Source organism: Chryseobacterium tongliaonense (assembly GCF_041224435.1).
Lineage (GTDB): Bacteria > Bacteroidota > Bacteroidia > Flavobacteriales > Weeksellaceae > Chryseobacterium > Chryseobacterium tongliaoense.
In genome coordinates, this window is the sequence record NZ_JBGFFD010000002.1 from 300,656 (window position 1) to 326,237 (window position 25,582).

At 37.5% G+C, this 25,582-nt stretch carries 13 protein-coding genes; all 13 read right to left on the minus strand.

The features are described from left to right. Nucleotides 1-226: 226 nt before the first annotated feature. The 13 genes from AB8P06_RS05615 to AB8P06_RS05675 all read right to left on the minus strand — a co-directional run bounded on the left by AB8P06_RS05615 (nucleotide 227) and on the right by AB8P06_RS05675 (nucleotide 25,473). Complete coding sequence (locus tag AB8P06_RS05615; protein WP_369839057.1) at nucleotides 227-1,375, minus strand: alpha-hydroxy acid oxidase; 1,149 nt, start codon at nucleotides 1,373-1,375, stop codon at nucleotides 227-229. Between the two features lie 3 nt (nucleotides 1,376-1,378). Then, nucleotides 1,379-2,767, minus strand: coding sequence for an FGGY-family carbohydrate kinase (locus tag AB8P06_RS05620; RefSeq protein ID WP_369839059.1), 1,389 nt, complete (start codon nucleotides 2,765-2,767; stop codon nucleotides 1,379-1,381). 307 nt (nucleotides 2,768-3,074) lie between these two features. Continuing rightward, nucleotides 3,075-4,355: a sugar isomerase gene (locus tag AB8P06_RS05625; RefSeq protein WP_369839062.1), complete on the minus strand. Its 1,281-nt coding sequence runs from the start codon at nucleotides 4,353-4,355 to the stop codon at nucleotides 3,075-3,077. A gap of 307 nt (nucleotides 4,356-4,662) precedes the next feature. After that, nucleotides 4,663-6,765 carry a bifunctional aldolase/short-chain dehydrogenase gene (locus tag AB8P06_RS05630; protein ID WP_369839065.1) on the minus strand — a complete coding sequence of 701 codons (2,103 nt, stop codon included), beginning with the start codon at nucleotides 6,763-6,765 and terminating at the stop codon, nucleotides 4,663-4,665. 272 nt (nucleotides 6,766-7,037) lie between these two features. After that, nucleotides 7,038-9,119: a RagB/SusD family nutrient uptake outer membrane protein gene (locus AB8P06_RS05635; RefSeq protein WP_369839068.1), complete on the minus strand. Its 2,082-nt coding sequence runs from the start codon at nucleotides 9,117-9,119 to the stop codon at nucleotides 7,038-7,040. Between the two features lie 17 nt (nucleotides 9,120-9,136). Continuing rightward, nucleotides 9,137-12,175 carry a SusC/RagA family TonB-linked outer membrane protein gene (locus tag AB8P06_RS05640; protein WP_369839071.1) on the minus strand — a complete coding sequence of 1,013 codons (3,039 nt, stop codon included), beginning with the start codon at nucleotides 12,173-12,175 and terminating at the stop codon, nucleotides 9,137-9,139. A 341-nt stretch (nucleotides 12,176-12,516) separates the two neighbouring features. After that, the gene (gene rhaT / locus AB8P06_RS05645) at nucleotides 12,517-13,605 is read right to left on the minus strand and encodes an L-rhamnose/proton symporter RhaT (protein ID WP_369839074.1); all 1,089 of its coding nucleotides are present in this window, start codon (nucleotides 13,603-13,605) and stop codon (nucleotides 12,517-12,519) included. 123 nt (nucleotides 13,606-13,728) lie between these two features. After that, nucleotides 13,729-14,892 (minus strand): glycoside hydrolase family 88/105 protein, encoded by a 1,164-nt coding sequence (locus AB8P06_RS05650; protein WP_369839077.1) that lies wholly within the window; start codon nucleotides 14,890-14,892, stop codon nucleotides 13,729-13,731. A gap of 216 nt (nucleotides 14,893-15,108) precedes the next feature. Next, nucleotides 15,109-16,983, minus strand: a complete 1,875-nt coding sequence (locus AB8P06_RS05655; protein WP_369839079.1) for a rhamnogalacturonan lyase — start codon at nucleotides 16,981-16,983, stop codon at nucleotides 15,109-15,111. A gap of 76 nt (nucleotides 16,984-17,059) precedes the next feature. After that, nucleotides 17,060-19,837 carry a glycosyl hydrolase gene (locus AB8P06_RS05660; RefSeq protein ID WP_369839081.1) on the minus strand — a complete coding sequence of 926 codons (2,778 nt, stop codon included), beginning with the start codon at nucleotides 19,835-19,837 and terminating at the stop codon, nucleotides 17,060-17,062. A 79-nt stretch (nucleotides 19,838-19,916) separates the two neighbouring features. Next, nucleotides 19,917-21,239: a rhamnogalacturonan acetylesterase gene (locus tag AB8P06_RS05665; RefSeq protein WP_369839084.1), complete on the minus strand. Its 1,323-nt coding sequence runs from the start codon at nucleotides 21,237-21,239 to the stop codon at nucleotides 19,917-19,919. Between the two features lie 2 nt (nucleotides 21,240-21,241). Further along, nucleotides 21,242-24,097, minus strand: a complete 2,856-nt coding sequence (locus tag AB8P06_RS05670; RefSeq protein ID WP_369839087.1) for a glycoside hydrolase family 2 TIM barrel-domain containing protein — start codon at nucleotides 24,095-24,097, stop codon at nucleotides 21,242-21,244. After that, nucleotides 24,094-25,473, minus strand: coding sequence for a rhamnogalacturonidase (locus tag AB8P06_RS05675; protein WP_369839089.1), 1,380 nt, complete (start codon nucleotides 25,471-25,473; stop codon nucleotides 24,094-24,096). The genes AB8P06_RS05670 and AB8P06_RS05675 overlap by 4 nt, the downstream gene beginning before the upstream one ends. Nucleotides 25,474-25,582 lie beyond the last annotated feature (109 nt).

Sequence of the window (25,582 nt, forward strand, 5' to 3'; positions counted from 1 at the left end):
GGCTTCTTCAGCGATTTTGTCGCAATCTTTGTCACCTTAAATAATACATTTTAAGATTAAATCTTTGCATTAAGAATTCGTTTTAAGTTTTGGCTAAAGCCAATAGAATTTCTTTTATTGAAAACGGGCTAAAGCCCGTTCCTATTGATAAATTGATTCTTTAATATTTTATTTCGTATAAAGTTAGGAAACTTCCAGCCTCCATCTTCTAACTCCCAGTCAAAAACTACTTCACTCTAAAATTTTGCAAATCTTCCGGTCTTTCGCAGCAAACCTGCTCCATTACCTGCCTGAACTGCATTTTAAGCATTTCAATGATATGATCACCACCTTTGTCACCTAAAGCCCCGACTGCATACATGAAAGTTCTTCCCATAAAGGTAAATTCTGCGCCACAGCTTAACGCGCGGGCAACATCCGGACCGGTTCTTACCCCGCTATCCATCATTATTTTGATCTGACCTTTATATTTTTCACTGATTTCTTTAACTACGGCAATGGTTGATTCTCCGGCATCAAGCTGTCTTCCGCCGTGGTTTGAAATAATCATTCCGTCGAATCCTAAACGGACAGCTTCTGCGGCATCTTCATCGGAAGCAACCCCTTTGATAACCAATTTTCCTTTCCATTTGTCACGGATAGCCTTGATTCTGTCCGGATTCAATCTTCCGGAAAAAGTAGAATTCATGAACTGACCCAGCTGTTTCACATTCATGTTTTTGTCCATATACTTATTCATCGTTGCAAAACTCGGAACGCCGTGTTTCAGCATCTCCAAACACCATTGCGGCCTGATCAAAGCCTGGGAAACATTCCGGAAATTAATTTGAGGCGGCATTGCCAGACCATTTCTGATTTCCTTTGCTCTATATCCAAAAGTGGGAACATCTGCCAAAACTACCAAAACATCATACCCTGAAGCTTCACAACGCTCGAGGATATCATCTCTCAACCATTCTTCTCTCGGATGGTATAATTGATACCAGGCTTTTCCTTCTGTCAATTCAGCAATTCTTTCAAGACTGCTCGTCGTAACTGTACTTAATATAAAAGGAATATTATGTTTAAAAGCTGCTTTTGCCAAAATTTCCGGTGCATTGGGCCACATTAATCCTTGTAAACCAACAGGAGAAATCCCAAAAGGTGCGGAATATTTCACTCCAAATAATTCAGTTTCCATACTGGTTTCGCTGTAATTATTCAGGTAACGCGGACGAAGCAAAACTTCTCTCAATTCGCTTGTATTCCTGTCTCTGTTGATGTTTTCATTACAACCTCCGTCCAAATATTCGAAAGCGAAACGGGGCATTCTTTTTTTTGCTTTTTCAATTAAAAGCTCAAGTGAAGCATAACGGGTATCGAATGGAAATGACATAATTTATAAATTAAGAATTAACGGTTGAAGCACTTTCATCTGATAATGCTGCTGTAAAAAAGTTTCGTCAATTTTCTTGTTGGAAATTACCATGGAAGCTCCCAACGCAGAACCCAACGGAGAATGTGTAGACATCACATTATAATGCTGGAAATGATGAGACATCAATTTCATGAATACGTCATTATCGGTGAATCCGCCATCGATATAAATGTTTTCAATATCTGAATTTCCGATTGCATTTTTAATGGTATGAATCTGTAAATCCATCAGTTCGATCATTAATTGATGATAGGCTTCTTCAAAAGTTGTGAATGATTTTAAATCTGTTTCACTGATCATTTTCCGTTTTAAAATAATTCCTTCAAAGCGAAAATAGATATTTTTATTTTTCATTAAACGCATGTACAAATCCTGATCAAACTGCACTTCTCTGTGGAAACCATATTCTTTTCCGTAGTAAGCACATAATTTTTCAACCTGAATTTTGTATTCATTTCCCATGAAAAAACGGGATGCTTTTACACGTTTCCCATCAATCCGCATATAATTCAGACAATTGTTTTCTATATCTTCATTGGTCAGACTTTCATCATTAAATGGATTTAACGAAATACTCCAGGTTCCTGTTGAAAGCAATAAAAAAGGATCTTTCTTGCTTAAAATATAAGGCAACAATGCGGAAGAACTGTCGTGAATTCCAACGCCTATTTTAATTTTTTGATTTCTGTAAGAAGTATTGATACTCGCCGAAGTCGGTACAATTGGCGGCAATAAAGCATCTATTTCTTCGTCATACACCCAGTCGTGATAATCTGATTTGTCATAATCCCACAAATTGGTGTGACAACCTATTGAGGTAAATTCCGACACACAAATTCCGGTAAATAAATACGATAAATACTGAGGTAAATGAAGACTGTAACGTATTTTTCCGAATATTTCCGGATGCTTGTATTTCAACCAAAATAATTGCAGACCTGAATTGAGCATTCCTGCCTGGGGAGATGCCGTTTCGCGGGCAATTTTCAGCTTGCTCCCGTGCTTTTCATAAAATAAATCAAGAATTTCCTGATCCATCGGTTTGGTGTAATTATATAAAGGAGTCAGAACATTTCCCTTCTGATCCAGATGCACAAAACTCGCTCCATAAGTAGAAAAATTGATGGCTTTTACTTCATATTTTTCATTATCAAGTATGGCATTAAAATTATCTTTTATCCAGTTTTGCAGAGCTGAAAGATCTTCCGTAGGATAACCATCTTCATCGGTTGTGAGCGGTAATTCCGTATATTCACGAACGACTTCTTTATAATTTTTATCGAATAAAAAGAACTTTTTATTGGTTTTTCCAATATCAAATACTATGGTTACCTTCTTTTTTTTGGACATTCTTATGATGAATTAATTTTTATTATTTGTCATTGCGAGGAGCGAAGCGACGAAGCAGTCTATTTTTTAACGCAAAGTCCGCAGCAAAGACTATAAATTTTCATTTTTTAATTTAAAATTTTCAACCATTAAGGAGTGTTCAGATAGTAAGATGCATTAAGAAAAAATCCACTAATTCTTAAAGCAGCCATGCTTAAATCCTACTCATCCAAACACTTTCAACCTTAATGATAAAAAATAAGGATACATATAATAAAAACTTTCGATTGCACTCAAAAGTTGAAATTATCAATTTTAAAACAGGATTTTATAACCCCGTTGCTTTGGTTTCTACCCCTCTTTCGGTAATTAAATTTTCTCTTACCTTTAAGCTTCTGTAAGCCGCAATCGGATCTAATGCTGCACCGGTCTGTAATCTTGCAGCTCTTAATAACGGACGAACATCTGTTCTGTAAGCATTCTGCAAAATATCCTGCGCACCAACGACATCGTTGTTCAATTGTGCTGCTTTTAATGCTTTCTGATCAACCAGAAGTGCCTGCGCATAAGCAATTAAAATAGCTTCCAGAGATTGTAATAAATCTTCCAGCGGATCTTTGATATTGTGACTTGCATCGATCATCCAGGCCGGATAAGGATTTTGAGGATTGTTTTCCATTCCGTACACCAGCTCATTGAAAATCAAGAATAATGCATAAGGTTTAATAGAGCCAACCGTCAAATCATCATCTCCATATTTGCTGTCATTGAAGTGGAAACCTCCTAACTTCCCTTTGTACATTAAGGTTGCAACAATCTGCTCAATATTGGTATTCGGCAAATGATGCCCCAAATCTACCAGTGTATAAGCTCTTTCACCACAAGCATTTGCCAACATAAACGACGTTCCCCAATCCTGAATTGTTGTTGAATAGAAATTCGGCTCGTAAGGTTTATATTCGATGAAAAGCTTCCAGTCTTCAGGCATTCCTACATAGATTTCTTTTAAACTTTTTTCAGTATTGGATAAAGCCGTCTGGAAATTCAATTGTCCCGGAAAACTAGCTCCGTCTGCTAACCAAACGGTTAAACTTTTTGAACCTAATTCTTTTCCGATTCTGATCACTTCTTTGTTGTGCTCTACGGCATAAGCTCTTGAATCTTCATTCACAGAGTTTAGAGAACCGAATTTATAAGAATGCTGAGCTCCCGCCTGATCCTGGAAAGTATTGGAATTCATGGCATCAAAAACAAGTCCGTGAGATGCAGCTTTTTCTTTAATTGCATTCACATCACCCGGAATATCCCAGGGAATATGTAGTGAAACAGCTCCCGCAGAATGCGTTAATGCATGAATTAAACCGACATCGTCTAATTTTTGTTCTAAAGAAGAGGGTTCGCCACCGTAAGAAAATCTTCCGAAACGGGTTCCTCCGGCTCCTAAAGCCCAGCTCGGAATCGCTACCTGGAAATCGGCTATTTTATTGACAATTTCAGTGACATTTATGCCTGATTTTGTTAATTTATTCTGTAGGAAATCGAAATCTGTCGTAAAGTTTTCAATTTCTGTTTTATTATATTGTTCAATGATATCTTTTCCTATAATCATAATTTGATTTTTGAAATTTTCAATTTGAAGACTTACTTTTAAAACTCCAAATTAAACTATATATTTTTTAACCAGCTGTAATTTTAAAAGTAATGTAACTATCAAGAATATTTTGTATTACTTACATAAACGAAGTGCCTTTGTTTATCTTTAAAAAAGATTATTATTAATTTGTTTATCCTTGCGATAACTTTAAACGCAAAGCAATACAAAGATTATTTAAATGTCCTGAAAAATAAGATAATCAAAGGCGTTTCACTTATTTTTGAAAAACAAAGTTTCAAATAAACAACTGTTATATTTAATCTTATCTTGGAAATGCATTTGCCATTCCTCCATCTACATTGATGATGTTTCCTGTCGTTTTATCTAAGATTGCGACACATGCGAAAACACCGTTTGCGATGTCTTCAGGAAGGATAATTTCGTTTAACAAATTTCTTTTTGCGTAAAATGCAGGCAGTTCTTCAACAGAAATTCCGTTTGCTTTTGCACGGCCTTCTGCCCAGGCTCCTTCCCAGATTTTACTTCCTACGATAACTCCGTCAGGATTTACCACATTAACACGGATTTTATCTGTTGCCAATTCTGCCGCCAATAATCTTGTCATGTGCTGTTGAGCGGCTTTTGCAGTTCCGTATGCCACGTTATTTGGCCCGGCAACCAATCCGTTTTTACTTGCAATATTTACGATATCTCCGCCTAAACCTTGCTTTTTCATGATCTCCACACCATTTTTCACCATCAAAAACTGACCTTTTACTAAAACATTTTCCAGCAAATCCCAGTCTTTTGTTGTAGTATCTTCCAACGATTTAGAAATCGCCAAGCCGGCAGAATGAACAATGATATCTACTCCACCAAACGCTAAAACAGTGTCTTTAAAAGCATTAACAATAGCTGCTTCATCGGTTACGTCACAAGTAACTGCTACAGCCTGATCTTTGCTGTATTTTTCTGTAACAGCATCTAAAGCTTCCTGATTTAAGTCTGTAAAAACGACCACAGCTCCTTCCTGAACCATTTTGTCAGCAATTGCCTGTCCAATTCCACCTCCGGCTCCGGTTATGATCGCAATTTTTCTTGACAATGGTTTTTCTTTAGGCATTCTTTGCAATTTAGCTTCTTCCAGTAACCAATATTCGATGTCGAATGCTTCCTGTCTTGGTAAAGAAGTGTATTCGGAAATAGCTTCCGCACCACGCATTACATTGATCGCATTGACATAAAATTCACTTGCAACACGTGTTGTCTGCTTATCTTTTGAGAAACTGAACATACCGACTCCGGGATAAATGATGATTACCGGATTCGGATCACGCATTGCAGGGCTGTTCGGATGCTTGCACGTTTCGTAGTATTCTTTGTATTCTTCTCTGTATTTTTCAAAAAGAGGAGTTAGCTTATCCAAAATTGCAGCAGAGTCTGTCAGATCTTCATTTGGAGAAAAATTTAAAACCAATGGCTGAATTTTCGTTCTTAAGAAGTGATCCGGACATGAAGTTCCCAACGGAGCCAAACGATCTAAATCATTACTGTTAATGAATTCCAAAACCGCATCACTATCGGTAAAATGACCCACCATTCTGTTTTCAGAAGAAGCTAAACCACGCAATAAGGGCATGATTTGAGCAGCTTTGTTTTTACGATCATCCGCTGGAAGAGATTCCACTTTTTGTCCGCCAAAAACCTGTCCTTTTTCTTCGATTTTTTTGGCAATATATTCAGAAGCCATTTCGATAACTTCCAAACTGTTGATGTAACATTCGTAAGAAGTATCACCCCAGGTGAACAGTCCGTGACTCCCCAAAACAATTCCTCTGATTCCGGGATTATCATTTAAACATTTTTCCAATTGTAATCCCAGATCAAATCCCGGGCGCTGCCATGGAACCCAACCCATTGTGTCTCCCCAGATTTCTTTGGTGATTTTTTCGCTGTCTTTTGCAGCAGCTACCGCAATTAAAGCATCAGGATGAAGGTGATCAATATGTTTGAATGGAAGTAAACCATGTAAAGGCGTATCAATAGAAGGTGCTTTGCTGTCCAGATCAAAAATACAATAATTGAATAAGCCCACCATTCTGTCTTCATCTGCCAAGCCCTGATACACATTTTTCAGATTTCTTAATCTTTGTGTGTATAATCCGGCAATTCCTTTTCTGGTTAATGTCCCGATGTCACCACCAGAGCCTTTTACCCACATTACTTCAACTTCTTCGTTGGTTAACGGATCTTTTTCGATGGTTTTACAGCTTGTATTTCCGCCTCCATAATTTGTGATTCTTAAATCTGCCCCCAGAATGTTTGAACGGTATAAAAATAAAGCAACCTGATCATCTCCTAAAGATGCCGCTTTGTTTTCATCCCACAGATAGTCTACGTATTTGAATGTTTTTACTTTTTCCATTGTTTGTCTTATATTTCTAAATTTTACCCAAAATTAGATCGTAATATTTTTTACAGCATCCCGTACTATACTGGTAAATACTATATTTAAAGATAAATTAACGTTTGAATTTTTGTCAGTTAAATCATCTTTACAGAACAATCCGACTGAGGATATTTAATTAATATTTTGTGATTAAAAAGGCTGGTTTAAAAATTTAACCATTAATAAAATGTAAACAGTAAAGATTAATTTAATTAATGGTTAAAATATATTTTAAGTGTTAAATCTGATTAATATCCGGGAAGCTGAGACAGATTCGGGTTATCAACCAATGGGTGACCTGCCGACTGCGCAGCAAAAGGAAGTAATTCTGTTTTGTTGGGTACAAATCCGTAGAAAAGACCATCTCCCCCACCTTCTATCCAGTTCGGGTATGTTCCTCCGTTTTCAGCAGAACCGGTTGGCTTGGTATAAATAATATTACCGATCTGAAGTGTATTAAATCCTCCTGTAAATCCTACTGCTTTTCTGGCATTTCCGTTAAAAGTACTTGTATAGGCCTGGAACATGTTGACTGGATACCATTTGTCATCAGGTGCCACAGTTTGGCCATGCGCTGTAACTATATTGGCTAATGCAGTCTGATATGCCTGTAAAGCAGCAGCTGTACCATTTACGGGAACATTAGTTGCCACAGCAATTTCCGCGGGAGCTGTTAATTCAATATAAGTAACTGCCAGAAACGGGTCTCCGTAGATCTGTGCATTCTGATGGTATTTATACAAACGGTAAACCGGTGTATTCGCAAACTGGCCTGTACGGTTTGATAAGTTTTTCATCGCCAGTCTTGTCGCTTCAATTTCGCTTGCTAAACGATTCATTCTGACCAAATCTGTGCGAAGATTAAATTCTCCTGCAAATTCCCATTTACGCTCCTGAACAATAGCAGCTTCAAAAGCCTGCTGACCGGATGGCACCGGTACATTTCCGATTCCTGCACGGTTTCTTACCTGCATTAAAGCGGCAGTTCCCGCAGCAGTTGGCCCTCCGTTTAAATAATTTTGAGTTTCAGCATACATTAATAAAACATCTGAATATCTTAACAATGGGATATTTAAATTACGCCCGTCTGCAGCCTGTGGTTCAACGCACCATCCGATTCTGAACTTACCCGGCATGATGCATGAGTATGTTGTTCCTACATCTACCCATTTATCACTTGCATTTCCATTATTTAAGAAATAAATACTGTATGAAGTACAAGATACATCTCTTCGTGTATCTCCTGCATTGAAAGATAAATAATAGCTTGGCAACATAAACTGTAAAGCTTTACGGGAACCGTAAGTTCCGCCACGCGAGCCGGGATGTGCATAAACTCCAAAAGCTGAGTTGGTATTGGCACCATATTCAGCAATTTGCCAAAGGATTTCCGAATTGGTTGCAGAGAATTTTCTCTGACAGAAGTTATACCATAAATATTCAAAGCCGCTTTTTCCGCCCTGCGCCTGAACTAAAGAGTTCGTTCCGCCATTAATGATCGCGGCACAGGCACTATCAGCAATCTGGTACAATTGCTGAATTCTGTTGTTATCACTTCGACGCGACATCATTGCCCCGCTTCCGGTATTCAGATCCCAACGAAGGGAATATCCTGCTGCATAAAGAGCAATTCTGGCCAACAAGGCATTGACTCCCTGCTTCGTTAAACGTTCTGTTGTAGTGTATCCACTTTGAGCAAAATTTGGAATATTCCCTGCAGATTCCTGAAGATCAGCAATGATACGATCGTAAATTTCGTCTCTTGAAGTACGTTTTGGGTATAATGTATTCGGGTCATTCGGATCCATCTCATCCAGAGGTTTAAAAACCGAAGGAACGTCTCCATAAACACGAATTAAATTATAATAACAAAATGCACGGATTGCCTTCACTTCGGCCAATAAAGCATCACGTTTTGTGCTTGCTTCCATTTTGCTCAATCCGCTGACTGCAATGTTTGTTCTTTCAATAACTGCATACATCGCAGAGTAAATCCCTGTTACCGTATTGGGAGTATAAGCATCATATTGATAGTTGGCAATATTATATTTGGAATTATTTGTAGAGCCATCTTCTGAAGAGTGGGTTACTGTATCTCCAGCTCCCAGCTGATAATACATTTCAGTGGGAACTATGCCTCTGTAACAACCCAGAACAAACATCTCTGCAGTATCCAGATTTTTAAATACAGATTCTGTATCCAATGAATTATAAGCGGGTTGATCCAGAAAATCGTCACTGCATGAATTCATCGCTAAAACTGCGACAAAAATTGAGGAAAGAACTACTAATTTTCGTAAAAATACAGGAGTATTATATCTATTTTTCATGATTTAAATATTACATATTAGAAAGTTAAATTAAGACCGAGAACATAGCTTCTTGAACGAGGGTAGGTAGAACTGTCATATCCGGGTGTAACAGTCACCCCGCTTGCCGCAGAAACTTCAGGGTCGTAGCCCGAATAGCCTGTAATCGTCGCTAAGTTATTAATTGTAAAATAGATACGGGCATTCGTCAGCATCACTTTATTTAAAAACTCTCTTGGGAAAGAATATCCTAATGTTACCTGGGAAATTCTCAGATAAGATCCGTCTTCCACATAATATGATGATGGATAGGCAATATTTACAGTATTTGCATTGCTTAAGCTCCAAAGTCTTGAATTTTCATCCGGGTTTAGTTCTTTAAGCCTGATTAAATTACTCGTTGCCTGCCCTGTATTAGGATCGATCAAATGATAATAATTGTTTCCGAATTCTGAAGGAACATTTTGGAACATGGCGTATGGGCTTAAACTTTGTTTAGTAGCATTATAAATGTCATTACCAACGCTGAATTTCATAAATACAGCCAGGTCAAAGCCTTTGTAAGAGAAGTTATTACTGATTCCCCCGATAAAGTCAGGAGTACCGTTTCCGATCTTCTGCATTTTTCTTGTAAACTGATCTCCGGCTTCATTATCAGCAGCAAATTTCATGTCTCCCGGTTTAGGGGTTCCGGTTGAAGGTTTTACAACGCCCGGTTTTAAGGTTAATGATCCGTCCGGATTTTGAGTAAAATCATCCGTAGTATATACTCCCTGATAGATATATCCGTACATATCTCCTAATTCTTCTCCCACAGTTGCATAGTAGGTCACCATTCCCGTTCTGCTGCCTCCTACACTGAATGTTTTATTGAGTTGTCCGTTTTCAAGAGAAAGAACTTTAGATTTGTTGAAAGAGATGTTAAGATCTGTTGTCCATCTGAAATTTTCTGATTTTAAATTCACGGTATTTAGTGTGAATTCCATCCCCCTGTTTCTCATAGAACCGATATTCTGATATTGTCTTGAATATCCTGAAGAAACCGGAAGCACACTTTCGAAAAGCATTTTGCTAACGTTATTATTATACCATTCGGAAGTTAATTTGATTCTGTTATTAAAAAAAGCCAAATCTACCCCAATATTGGTTGTTCTCAGCTCTTCCCACTGAAGATCACGATTTCCCCAGTTTGTACTTGTAACATATGCAGGATATCCCTGGGTATTGTTCATTGGATAATCTGTGAGTAAAATATTGGTTCTCCATAAGTTATTAGCGACACCATTGTTACCCGTTACTCCATATTCAATTCTTAATTTAAAATCATTAACGATTTTATCGATCTTATGACCCTGCCAGAAACTTTCCTGAGAAACACGCCATGCACCCGCTATAGACGGGAAATATCCCCAACGGGAACCTTCTGCAAATTTTGAAGAACCATCCGCACGTATGGTCCCTGTAATTAAATAACGATTGTCATAATTATAATTCACACGGGCAAAATAGGAAAGTAGGCTGTTGCTTGATCTGTCCGTATTTTTATCGGCTACCGTAGCGTTTGCAATATCATCCAGCCCGAAATTAGGATAGGGGAATTTCGTCAGTCTCATGCTGCTTCCTTCGGATTCTTCATACCAGATTTCGTTCCCGATTAAAGCATTTACTTTATGTTTTTCTCCGAAAGTTTTATTATAATTTAAAGTATTTGTAATCTGATAACGGAATGTTTCCGCATTGGCGATATTTCCATTGATCCCCGTGTTGATAGGATCTGTAAGAAACGCACGGGAATTCTGATCTGAAAATGATGTGGATTTGCTGTTTGTCCAGCTATATTGTCCGGCCGTTCTCCATGTGAAGTTTTTCAGGAAATCAAATTCGATACCTGCATTGGCCACGAATGTTCTGGTACGTTTGTTTGAAGTTGACGCCTGAGTTTCGATGTACGGATTTTCTGTATCAAAACCGGAATCCAAGGCTGAATAATCCGGAAAAGTCTGGGTATTGAATAACTGATCTTCGCTGAATAATGTTCCTCCGTTAATAGGCTGAAGAAGGATTTTTTTCATTCCGGAATAGGCTCCCCCCCCGTTTACGGAGTTATTTGTAAACATTGTATTGAAGTCTACTCTTACCCCTTTATACAATTCTGAAGTGATGTTGGCGCGTAATGAATTTCTTGTTTCGCTATAATTTTGAAGTAAACCCTCCTGCTTATTGTAATTATAACTAATGAATGCCTGTGTTTTATCATTTCCTGCAGAAACATTCACGTTGTGGTTTTGGGTTACTCCTGTTCCTCCCAATATTCTTTCCTGCCAGTCCAGTGCATACGCAGATCCGTAACGGTTGGCAATTCTGCTATATGCTCCTGTATAAAATCCCGGTGTATCTGTTCCAAGGCTATTATCAAAAACATTACTCCATTGGGTTGTTTTTCCCTGAAGCTGGGCCAATTCATATTGATATTTTACAAACTGCTCCGAATTGGAAACCATATCCAGCTTTTTAGAAAGCATATCAAACGACATGAAAGTATTGTAGTTGATAACTGTTCTTCCTTTTTTCCCGCTTTTAGTTTTAATAACAATAATACCGTTGGAACCACGGGCTCCGTAAATGGCAATGGCAGAGGCTCCTTTTAAAACATCAATACTTTCGATATCATTAGGGTTAATAACATTCAAAGCGTTATCCAACTGGAAACCATCTACAATATAAAGCGGATCAGAACTTTGAGTAATGGAAGAACCACCTCTGATCGTCACGTTTGCGCCGGCTCCGGGAGCACCTCCTGCTGTCACGATATTCAGACCTGCAGCTCTTCCCTGCAACGCCTGTAAAGCGTTCATTGCCGGTGTGGCCGCTAAATCTTTTGCAGAAACTGAAGAAACAGATCCTGTTAAATCGGACTTCTTAACTTTACCATAACCGATAACAACCACTTCCTCGATATCTTTTGTTTTTTTCACAGTATCATTTACCGCCTTTTGCCCCCAGACAAAACTGGTTGAAAGCATAAATGCCGGAAAGACTATTCGCTTTATATTTTTGTGTTTAACTATCAAAGACATATGTTAATTTTTATGTTACCAAAATACACCGTTACAAAAATTCGGGCATCCTGCAATATCCTGTATTGAAATATTCATAATTTATCATAATTAACTGCAAATATTTAAATTATATATTAAAACAAACTATAAAAGACTTATAAATTATCAATCATTTAGCAAAATATTTAACTAAACCGTGAATTAAGAACTCCCATTTTACACAGATACCCCTTTTTAGAGTTAAATTATTTTCCATAAAAAAGACACTGAAAAAAATCAGTGCCTTTAAAAGAGCTAAATTCTAACTCTGAAACTATATGAATGGATAATGTGAAATCATAAATGAATTGCTAAAAGCTTTATCTCAAAGAATTTCCGTAACCTACCATCAAAATGGAAATAAACATTACAATCATTCCTACAGCAATGGTAGTAATGGTTCTTTTGGAAACCCCTTTCCATTCTTTAATGATAATTCCCCATAAATTGGCAATAAAAATGATAAATGCCATGTGCAAAATCCATGAACTGGCACCATTTCCCATTTTACTTTCGCCCATTCCGTAAAAGAAAAACTGTAAAAACCACATCGTTCCGGCAAGCGCGCAGAAAATCAGGTTCCGTAAAACCGGTACGTTTCTTTTGGTATAATCTGTATATGATTTATTTTTAACGGCTAAATAAAGACAGCCTATAAGATTGACTGCCATACCGCCCCAAAGCACAACAATATAAGTTACATTGTTTTGAAAAAGGAATTCTCCTTGATCCGGATTAGCTATTTTCCAGGCTTCATTAGCTACGATTGCCATTGGCTTTCCAGCTTCCAGTCCGAAGTTGAAACACGCACTTAAAACACCGGAAATGATGGAAACGATTATTCCCAGCCCGAATTTATATTCCGTTTTTACTTCTCCACCGTGAGGATCTGTTGAATTGGTTTGCAGCTCTTTTTCCTTCATCATCCCTGCTTTTCCACTGATGACAATTCCAATAACACAAACCAGAAGTCCTAGTAAGACAAACTGTCCCCACTCACTGGAAAACAACAAACCGATATTGTCTTTCCCTGTTTGCGGAGAAAATTCATAATAAACAGAGGGAACCAATGAGCCAAACACCATACAAAGTCCCAGAATAATGCTGCTTCCGAGCGCTACTCCCAGATATCTAACTCCCAACCCATAAGTAAAACCGCCAATTCCCCACAAAGCACCAAACAAAAACGTTAATCCCAATATAGAAGAGCTTTCATTCTGAATAATTTTCCAAAAATCAGGAATGGTAAGAAATGCCGCGAGGGGCGGAACGATGATCCAGGAAAAAACACCTCCTATTAACCAATACGTTTCCCAGGACCAGCCTTTTACTTTTTTATAGGGCAAATAAAAGCTTCCTGAAGAAAAACCTCCCAAGAAGTGAAAAAAAACGCCTAATAATGCATTCATAATTTTATCTTATGTTGAATTTGAAAATTAACACTATGTAATCGATTGCGCATCTTGTAGTGTCATGTTTGCAATATAATTCTTTTGTTTTGAAAATTTAAATAATTCCCAAACTTAGATATTTTACTTCAGTTTATAAACTTCACTTGCAGCAAGCAACAGACAACCTAAGCCATAATCTTCAAAATCGGGTTGTTTGTCAACAGCAAGCGGCTGACCATCTTTAGGTTCCTTTCCTGTTCCCTGAACCCAACCTAAAAATCCATTCGGCTGAACAGAATCTTTTACAATCGCTTTCCAGGCTTTCACTACAACAGGTAAATACGTTTCTCTGTCGATCAGCCCCTTATTGATTCCATATGCCATTCCGTATACAAACAAAGCGGTTCCGGTCATTTCCTTACCTCCGAAATTCGTAGGATCATGCAAGCTTGCGTTCCAAAAACCATCTTCTCTCTGAACAGGAAGTAAAGCTGATAACAGATCTTTATAATCCTGTAAATATTCCTGATAATGCGGGTCGGATTTCGGGATGTCTTCCAGTGTTCGGGCAAGAGCAGCAACTACCCAGCCATTTCCGCGACTCCAATAGCAGTCTTCGCCGTTAGGTTCTTTGTAGGGTGGAACGAAGCTTTTGTCCCGCCACCAAAGCTTATCTTTAGGATTGTACAAACCGCTTCCTCCGTGCTTATATTTCGTAAAGGCATACATTTCGTAATTTTTGTCAAAATACTTCTGTTCTCCTGTAATTCTGCCCAGTTTCGTAAAAATTGGCATTCCCATTTGCAAGGCATCGATCCACCACCAGTCGTCTGATTTTTTGGAGATAATCATACTGTCCATCGAGGCTTTCACGAATTTTATCCGTTCCGGATTTTTTCTTCCGTCTATTTCATAAAGATCAAGATACGTCTGTCCGCAAGCCTGATTGTCGGCATTCCGGGTGTAAGTTTCGCGCATCATGTTCCAATTGTGCTTTTGAGACCAGTCGATAGCGTAATCGTAATATTCTTTTTTAGGATCTATTTTATACAGAGCCATCAATCCTTCATAATAGACAGCTCTCGTCCACAGATTACTTGGCCATACTTTTTTGCCGACAACTTCCTTTCCCGGATCCGGCCATTTGTTCATGAAATATTGATTTGCCCTTCGTGAAACTTCCAAAACCTCTTTTTTATCCGGAAGGTTAACTTTCTTTGCCGTTGCTTCTTTCTGAACTGAGCAAGAGGATAAAACTCCAAGAATCAACGCAAAAAAAGCGCCTCTCATTAGTACTTTCTTCATAATTATATATATTTTTTTATTTACAATGTATTGGTTTAAATGTTTTAAGCTTAAACATTAAGAAATTAAAAAGGGTTAAGATCAATTAAGAAAATATCAAAGATATTTTTAAGCATGATACTTATTATTGGACTTCGTCAAATCTCTTAATCTTTCTTTTAATGATCTATTTTACTAAACTTCTTAATGTTTAAAATAAATTTAAGTTCTATCATATTAAGGTTTAACGGTATAAATATTTGGCGGAGGAATCTTTGAAACCGATTCATCCAGATAATAATCCGTATGTGGAGGCTGGTTGTATCCTACATTTTGCCAAACGATACTCAATCGGTATTGAGGATTATGCATCAACGTATACAAACGGTGCTTCGTCGGAATTGTCGAGCTGAAAATCCGGAGTTCCTGATTATCAGAAGTTCTGTAAATCAATTCTTCCCGCCAGTCTCCAAATAAATCGGCAACCAAAGAAGGGTTTTTCTTGGTGCCGTTGTTAGATTCACATTGAAAATCTTTAGCGTCAAAAATCAGAGTTGATTTTTCTTTCATCCAATCCCATTTTGACACGGAAGTTCCATCTAAAATTTCGCTTAAAAAATCTCCATCCCAATAAATTCCCATATTACAGGCAGGATTTTTATCACTTATTTTATTTCCTTTAGCATCATAAACGCCTTTCAATCCGGCTCCGGCAGCCCAGGATTCTGAACCCTGATACCGGGGATCTATGTTTAAAGATAATCCTCTTCCCGGTCCCTGAAATTTGCCTTGCTTACTATAAATTAAAGAAGGTAATTTCCATAAAACTTTCCCTGTCGCACCTGCTCTGAAATGCGCTCCCGCATCATCAAACCTTTCCTGAATATCAAAAATTTCCAGTCCGGGATGAGAGGGATCCAGATCACCGACATGCAACGCATCACCGTGACCAAAGCCCGTGCTGTTCAGAACCTTCCCGTTGTCATCAACCGTCATTGCACCAAAGACAATTTCATCTTTCCCATCGTGATCAATATCGGCAATACTCAAATTATGATTCCCCTGACCACGGAATTTTTTATTTTCTTCTGAACTTTCGGTATCAAACAGCCATCTCAAACTGAGTTTTTTCTCTTTATAATCCCAGGCCGCGATTGCCGTTCGGGTATAATATCCTCTTGACATAATGACACTGGGAGTTTTGCCATCCAGATAAGCAACTGCACCCAAAAAACGGTCTACCCTGTTCCCTTTCACATCACCCCAGGTTTCTGTAAGCTGTTCGGGGGTCGGATTCAGGCTGTCTTTAAATCTTGGAACAATATAATTGACTGTATTAATTTCCTCGCCTGTTTCTCCATTGAAAACAGTCAGATATTCGGCTCCGGAAAGGATAAACCCGTTTTCATTTCTATAATCTTTTGTGGAGTCTCCGATCACTTTACCCTTACCGTCTTTGCTGCCATCTGCCGTTTTCATAACCACTTCTGCTTTACCGTCCTGATCTAAATCATACACTAAAAACTGTGTGTAATGTGCACCTTCCCTGATATTTTTACCTAAATTAATTTCCCATAAAAACCTGCCGTTCAATTTATAAGCCTGAATAATAGGTTCATCCGTAAAACCCTTCTGACTGTTATCCTTAGATTGTCCCGTTTGATGAAGGATGATTTCATATTCGCCGTCACCATCCAGATCCGCAACAGAAACATCGTTTGGTGTATATCCGGCCGGAGTTTTTAAAGGAATTGAAAAATAGGGCTTTTGATTAGCAACATATTTCGCAGAATCCAGATCAATCTCCTGATTTTGGGTGTTGGATTTCACGAAATACGTGTAATTTTTTGTTTTATCTGCTGTTTTATCTAAAAAGCAGGTTTCATTAACCAATGCTTTTTCATTCAGTTTTTTACTTTTGTTATTTTCGATACGGTATAGATCAAACTGTATATTTTGAGGTTCTGTTCCCAGCAAACGCCAGCTCACAAAAACACCTGATTCTGAAGGTATCGCTACAATCCCTCTCTTCAAATACTCCATTTGCCTTTGTGCTGAAAGGAATTGTGAAAAAAGCATTGTCATTAAAATAAAGTTATATTTTATATTCATAGTTATGAATGATTTAAATTAACATAATTCAATCGATTGCACAATTATTTTGATATCCTTTTCTTTCATTCTGATTCTATTTCGAATAATATAACGGAATTAATTGAATTTGTCCATCCAGCCCGGAAGGCTGAACTTTCCAGTTGGAAGCATCAAAAGCTTTATAATCAATATTTACAAAATTGATCTCGTGGTAATTACGCCACTGAATTTTATTCTGATCCATGTAACGGATTCTATTGGCCATTAAATTACAAACTTCAATCTGAATGGTGTTTTTCCCTTTTTTCAGATATTTCCCAATGCTAATTTCGAAAGGAATGCTCCAGACAATTCCTGCTTCCTGACCGTTTACAATCACCTTTGCACTTTCGTACAGCTTATCAAATTTCAAAAGATAATCATCTGCATTTTTTTTCTTCATAGGCAAAGTTGTCGTGTAAACTCCCGTTCCTGAAAAGCTTTGTGTTGCGGGATCTTCTGAAAAACTGGTCCATGGTTCCAGTTTCTTTAAGTTTCTTGATTTCGGAAATTCAGGACCGCCTTCTTTGAAACTTAACTGCCAGGATTGATCTAAAATTACCGGAGATTCTGTCTTTTCAACATATTTCCATTTTGCGATGGAACTATCAACCGTTTCAGTATTTTTCAGAATTAAGGATTCTCCGGATTTCAGCTGAATTTTCACGGAATTATTTTGTGTTTCCGCTACTCCGAAATCTCCGGATTCAGGATTCAGAATCACGGTTTGTTTTCCTGTATAATTTAAAGGAATAAACTGATTGATTTCCTTAGAAGTATGGTTGACAATAAAGTAGTATTTTCCGCCGTTAAACTGCCTTCTTACAAACTTCAATCCGGTATCCGTTAATTGTTCTCTCTCTATTTTTAAATATTCCAACCCTTTTTCAATATCGGAACTTAAAATAATTTTACCTTTTCCGAAGTTTGCAGTTTTCACATTTCCACCCTGGTTCTGAAACGGAATTTTATTCCATAATGATTTTAAAAGGTTTCTTCTTTTTTCGACTTCAAAGTTTCCGGGAATATCTTTTGGCTGGTTTTGAAAAATAACAGAGGCGCCATTTTGAGCTAGTTCCAGAATATTATCTAATGTAGTTTCCGGCAAGTAATTTAATTCTGGAATAATCAAAACCTGATAAGAAGATCCTCCTTTTACAGTCTGAATTTCCTGATTTTCCGATTCCGTTTCGCCACTCATCTTATCAGAAATCATATCGATAGAATAGCCCATTTTGTTTAGCTTCGTCAAATTCTCATACATCGGAGTGGGCTGCAGCCATTTTTCCACATTATGAACTTTAAAGGTTAAATCTTTCCCTTTCGGATTGGCCCATTGATCATAAATTGGCCAGTACATCAAAACTTCGTTATCAGATTTTCCGTTCTGCAAAACACTTTGAGTGCGTGTAACATAGGAATTTAATCCTGTCAAATGCGACCATAAACTATTTTCCGGAACAAAATTAACCGAAGCATAAAAGAGCCACCCCGGAAAGGGAACATCGGCCGGCGTATAAGTCGTACCGTGGTAAAAAACATGATTGATCCCGGATAAAAAAACCTGCTCTACCTCAGGTTTCGCCTGCGACCACGACGTTTTAAAATGTTCCGTAAGCCAGGTAAAGGTTTCGTTTGAAATTAATTGTTTGCCTGTAACATTGGCTGCGGACGATGCAAACTTGAGCATATTGAAATCAGGAATATCTGATTTTTGAATGTCTGCGCTGTCCCTTCTCAATCCGGGAATATTAAAGACAGAGCTTCCGAAGGTTTCAGATTCAGGAATATCGACTGCTGCATACAAATCAAGTAAATTTCCGGGTGAGCCGTGCGCCTGGCTGGTATTTTTTGAGTTTTTGGAATGTGCCCAATGGGTAAAATTTTCCGTAAAATTGTTTAAAATCAATTCGTTCAGCGTTTCTCTGTAATCCGATTTAACTCTGCCTGTTATCTCATTTTCCTCGTTACTAACCAGATATTTGATGTACGGACTTAAATCATAACCCCGCCTTTTTTTAAATTCATTTTTAAAATCAGGTGTCCAGTCGGCATTATAAACTTCATAACTGTCGTTAAAAAAGGAACGGACACCATAGTTTGAATTTCCAAATGCCTGATCGAAAGTTTTAAAATAATCAACAATTGCAACAGGTGAAAAATGGTCTAATGTATAGCCTTCCCCGCCCGGAGCTGCACGTTTTACTTTTTGCAAAGTTTTGCCTGTAAAAACTGCATAGATCGTCCATTTCCCAGAATTGGGTTTCCAATCGAGAGAACCGTCATTTGTTATTTTATCGGTTAAGACAACCGCTTCATTTTTCTCGTTATAAGCGGTTACAATATCGAGTTTTACTGTTTTTAAATTCTTTTGTTTTTCATCTTTCAGGACAATTTTTTCTGCTAATTTTTCACCTGATGAAATGGTATAAGTCTGAACGATCATTTTTGTGGCAGCATCCTGCTCATCAACCTGCGGTCCCCCGATTGGCCAACCCGTTCCAACTGCCATATCAACGCCCATGTTCAGGCTTTTGGCTTTGTCCGTAGTGAATTGAAGCATTTTCATCCATTCCGGGGAAAGATAATTGATATATTGCTTCTCAAAACCTTTTGCACCGTAAATGGGCACGATTTCTACGCCTCCAAAACCTGCTTTATTTAAAGTTGTCAGTTGTTTATCCAGTCCTTTTTCATCGACCGCATTTCCCATCCACCACCAACGGGTCCATGGTTTTGCAGTTTCGGTAGTTTTTGGCCACGGATTTTGTGCGGAAAGGTTTCCGAAGACAAAACAGATGAGACTCAGACTGACTATATTTTTAATTTTCATTTTTACATATTTAATGTAACCACAAAAGACACAAAAGACTTTACACTTAAGCCTGATGGAAGTTAACTACTTTAATTTTTCAGTTTCCATCCGGTTTTAAAGCTTCCATAAAGATACTTTCAGGCCAATGGAATTTTTCGACAGGATCAGGTTTATTTAAATCAAACCCTTTATAGTTTTTGGAAACAAATTTACTCAAAGGCAATTTTTGATCAACCATACTTTTTACCACACATTTTGCCAGTTCATAGGCTCCATAGGTATTAAAATGAGTGTCATCTGCCAAAGCATCCGGCTGATTGGGATAGCTGTTTGCCGGATAATATACAAATGCTTTTTTGGAAAGTTCCGGTCCCATCGCTTCAAACAGGGTTTTACTCATGGCATTCAAATCGATTAAAAATACATTTTCTTCTTTCGCAATTTCCCGCACCGCATCAGGAAAATCATCCAACGTATTGACAATCTTATTGTTTTCATCAAAAACTCTCCGATTCATTGATGTAACTAAAACCGAAATTGCTCCCAATTGTCTAGTTTTCTGAACCCATGCTTTCAATCTTTTTTTATACCCTGACCGGAAACTGTTTCCAGATTTCTGGTCATTGTGTCCAAACTGGATAAACAGATAATCTCCAGGTTTTATTTTATTCCAAATTTTATCAATTCGGTGGCGGTCTTCAAAGGCTTTCAACGTTTCCCCGCTTTCTGCATAATTGGCCACAACAACATCTTTCGGAATAAAAAAATAAGGCAGCATTTGTCCCCAGGAAGCCCACGGCTCGTAGAGTGCATCTACCACAGTGGAATCGCCGGTAAGATAAATTGTTTTTGCTGTTTTGTTTGGCTGAATAATTATTGCACAGACTTTCGGAGTTTTATCATTAAATTCTATAGTCAGTACATTATCCCAGTTTAAATATTTTCTTTCTCTCGGTTTTAATTTTACGATCCCGATCTGAGTTCCGTTCTGATTGCGAATGATGCTGTCTTTCATGTGAACAGTTATCAGTTTTTCGACAATTTCACTTTCTTTTGTTTTCAAATCATCCAGCATTAGGCGTCGGTTTTCTGCGCGAACTGTTGTTTCAGAAGTTCCTTTAGAATCACCCAGACTTAGCTTAATATCATAATTTCCTTCGGGAATTACCACCGAAAAATAGAAAGGTTTGTTGCTCGTGATATAATCTCCTGTCAAAGCATTTCCTCCTCTGTCAACGGATTTCAAATTGGAAATATCCATAAATCCGTATCCTGTTTTCTTGTCAAACTTTAAAGCTGGGGTGACAGGAATAAATCCATTCCCGGTTCTGCTTCCACCAAAATCAAATTTGAAAACAGTTTGTTGAGCCAACATTGATGAGCAAATAAAAACTGCTATAATTCCTATCCAGTTTCTCATAATCAATCGGTTAAAATATTGACCTCCGGCATTGTAAACTGCTTCTTTTCATCACCCAGATCAGGTAATCCGAAATAAAAATACAATGTCCTTTTAAAAGTTCCATTGAGATGATTCAATTCGCTTTCCGGTCCTAAAGTTTCTGTTTTATCATTAATATTAAATGCCAAAACAGTTCCCAATGGGGGAATTGCATCTAAAAATGAAATATTTTCCGTCGGTAATTCAGGATAGCCTTCCGCACCATAAACTCCGTAAAAATCGAAGAGCCTTACAAACATTTTTTCCTCTTTTGTCCCGATGGTGATTTTTCCTTCTGCAGTGTTTAACTGTAACCACGAAACATCATCATAATATCCTTTAAATTCGGGATAAATCCAAGGCGAAAAACCGGTCCGGGTTGAGTTTTTCAAATTCTGCCAGACATTATAAGTCTGTCCCTGAGTTCTGTTTTTCCAAACATGATACGGGCCTTTACCCAGCCATTTTGCACTGATGACATAATTTTCGGGATAATCAAAACTGATACCTGAAAACGGATAATCTCCTGAAAGTGAATATTCATAATTGAGTTCTAAAATTCCGCTGGAATTCAATTTCCAGTTAATTTTTTTCCCATCACTGTATAAAACCTCAATGACCTGATTCTGACCTTCTGTGAAAGATTTTATTGATGATAATTCTGCTTTTCCATTTACGAAAACCGGTCCGTTTCGGAAAGTCATTTTTTTGCCTTTTTTATCTACAATGACTGATTTTAACAGACCGTCTTTCTTTCCGATGGAAAATTCTTTTTCGTCTGATTTCAAAATAAATAAAGAATCATTTTCTACTACAGAAACCGGAAATTCTTTGAGTAATGATTTCAGAAATTGTTTTGAAATTGTTTCATTAGCAACAATTTTCCACGTCCAGGTGTAGATTTCTTTTCCGAAAGGATCGGTGGCTGTTAATAATAGAGCTTCACTTTCTTTCCAATTTGCCGGAAGATTAAGGTTGATTTCTTTTTTTTCTGTCGGTTTTATATCTGGAAATTCAGCTTTTCCTTTTTGAATTACTTCAAATCCTGATTCAGAAGAAAAAGGTGTTTTGAATTTTATCAATTTCCATTCAAGCTGACATTCATTTAAATTGGTAAAATGATATCGGTTTTCTACAGGAATAATTCCGTTAAAATCGTTTAGAATCGTTTTAATATTAATTTTTACCGGACTGTAAATTTCACGAATCGCGTAAAAACTCCCTTCTTTTTCCCGATGCGGACCCACTACTCCATCCGGAGCATTGATGGCATTCACATCTATTTGATTATTGAAATCAGTACGTACCAAACCTTCATCAGCAAAAGCCCAAAGAAAACCTCCGGCTCCTTTTTTGGAATTCCAGTGAAGTTCCCAGTAATCGGCTAAAGAAGTTCCGCCACCACCGTCATCCTGCGCATGCAGAAATTCAGTCGGCATATAAATATTTTCTCCTTCGAGAATTTTTTTGGTGCTGTAATAATCTTCGTAATGATTGCAGTCGATTCCGTTGAACGCATTTCCCGGTTTGTGATGTGCGTGAATGACCGGGCGATCTGACAAATCATATTTTGCGAATTCCGCATCCAGATCAAAATTATGTCCGCCTTCATTTCCGTTACTCCAGAAAATGATTGAGGGATGGTTTGCATCTCTTGTAACCATTTCCCTGACCAGCTTTTTCCCGATTTCTGAGCTATATTTCTTTTGCCAGCCCGCCAACTCATCCAAAACATACAATCCTAACGAATCGCAAGCTTTTAGAAATGATTTATTTGGTGGATAATGTGAGCAACGAACGGCATTCATATTCATTTCTTTGATCAGCTGAACATCCATTAAATCAATATTTTTATTGACAGCACGGCCAGTTTCCGGCCACCAGACATGGCGGTTGATGCCTTTCATTTTAATTTTGGTTCCGTTGATGTAAATTCCGTCACCTTTTTTAATTTCAATAGTTCGGAAACCGAATTTTTCTTCGGTTTGAAAGATATTTTTTCTGTTCTTATGTAAGCTGAATTTTGCTTTATATAAATTCGGTGTTTCGGCTGTCCAGAGCTTAGGATTTTTAACGGAGAATTGAATTTGTTTTAAAGTGTCTCCTTTCTCGATTTTAACCTGAGATTCGCCAATAAGAATATTTTTAACATCAAATAATTCTACTTTTAAATTATTAACGGATTCAATTCCTTTTAAATAAATATTGGATTGAAAAGATCCGTCTGCTTTGGCATCAATTGATATTGATGAAATATTTTCTTCTGGAGCTGCTTCAAGATAAACCGGCCGAAAAATTCCTCCCAAAACCCAATAATCTGCAAGGCGTTCTGCATTGTTCACAGATTTGTCGGCGGACATTTTAGAAACTTTAACTTCAAGAATATTTTCTTTTCCGAATATTAATTTATCTGAGATATCATATTTAAATTCATAAAAAGCACCCTGATGAATTTCGCCGGTTAATTTTCCGTTGATTTTTACTTCGGTATCCGTCATTGAACCTTCAAAAACGATGTTGATGGTTTTTCCTTTCCAGGAATCCGGAACTGAAAATTGATGCTTATAGATACCTGCTTCATCATTAAATTTAAAATTTTTGCCGTAGGTCACATAATCCCGTCCGTAATTGTAAGAGCCGAATCCCTGCTGTTCCCAATGTGAAGGAACCTGAATTTTATTCCAATTCCCGGATTTCCGTCCTCCATTAATCCAAAAGTCCCATTCTTTTGTATGCTCAGAATCTGTCCCACTCAGGAACTGAATTTCCTTAGACTGGGCATGCAACAGTTGTGAGCATAGATATAGCAGAACGAATATTTTGGAAAAACAACTCATTTTGCTGCAATGTCGGAATCGTCTTTTTTATCGTATGATTTATCTAAAGAAGCAACCTGAGTGACATTTACTTTAATTTTTTTCAAATTTTTAACAGCATCTAGATTTTCCTCTTTAGGTTTTAACGCTTTTATCGTCAGGTTTTCCAAGGTGAAATCTGTCAAATCATACAAATCTGATTTTTCAACATCGAACGCCGTTTCACAACTGAGGTCAATATTTTTAATCAGAATGTTATTTGCTAAAGATTTTTTAGGTCTTTCTTCTCCTTTTAAATCAAAAAACTGGTTCCAGCCTTTTACATACAGGAAAGTTTTTACGTTTCCGGTTATATTTTCAACTGTAATATATTCGTAGTGTTGAGGGGTATCGGGTCTCATTTTAAGATGTAACAATCTCGAAGCATCTTTTACCTTTGAGTTTCGTAAAATTACGTTGTAATTATGGATCGATTCGCTGCCGCAGGTAAGAACACTGTGACAAAACCCAAAGCTGTTGTCTTCTATAATAATATTTCTGTTTTCACCATTTTCAGGAGCTTTATCTGCCTTCGGGCCTTTTCCTCCTTTCAAAGCAATCGCATCGTCGTTCACTGACATATAGCAGTTTTTAATCAGGAAATTTGTGCAGGCATCGATGTCAACAGCATCTGTACTTGGTGCTTTTACCGGTTCTTTCGGTGCCAGAATTGTCAGGTTCAATAGTTTTACAAATTCGCTTTTATAATAATGTGTACTCCAGAAAGGTGAATTTTTCACGGTAATTCCTTCAATCTGAACGTTTTTAGAGTTTGAAATATAAATGATTCTCGGTCTCATTTCATCCATATTTGTGCACTTAGGATTCCACTGGCGTCTTTTCCAGAATGCTTTCCAAAAGCGTAACCCGTTTCCATCCAGCGTTCCTTTTCCCGAAATGGTAAATCCATCCAGTCCGTCTGCGTTGATTAATGCCGGAAAATATTTTACAGTCTGCCCTTCCATTCTTGTTTCTACAACCGGGAAATCGCTGATATCATCGCTTCCTTTTAATTTCGCACCGTTTTCCAGATGCAAATGCGTTCCCTGCCTGAAGAAGACAGAACTGATCAGGAATGTTCCTTTAGGCACAATGATGACACCGCCGCCATTTTTAGCCGCCAAATCAATGACTGCCTGAACCTGTTTTGTCTGAAGAACGGTACTGTCGTTTTTCACTCCATTATCGGTAAGAATATATTTTTTCCCTAATTTATTGATATCCGTAGGTTTATTTTCTTTAAACCATTTTGGAATTTTGGTTCCGTCGGGAAATTTATCCTGACTTTTTACTCCCGATGAAAACAATAAGAGTACAAACAGAGATAATAAGAAGTTTGATATATTTTGAGATTTCATAATTTATCTTTTACTGTAGAACCTGATTTTTCATTCATACAACTTATTCCGTTCTTTTCATAAAAAATCAGTAAATAATTTTCAACTGTTTAACGAAAATTATCCTTTC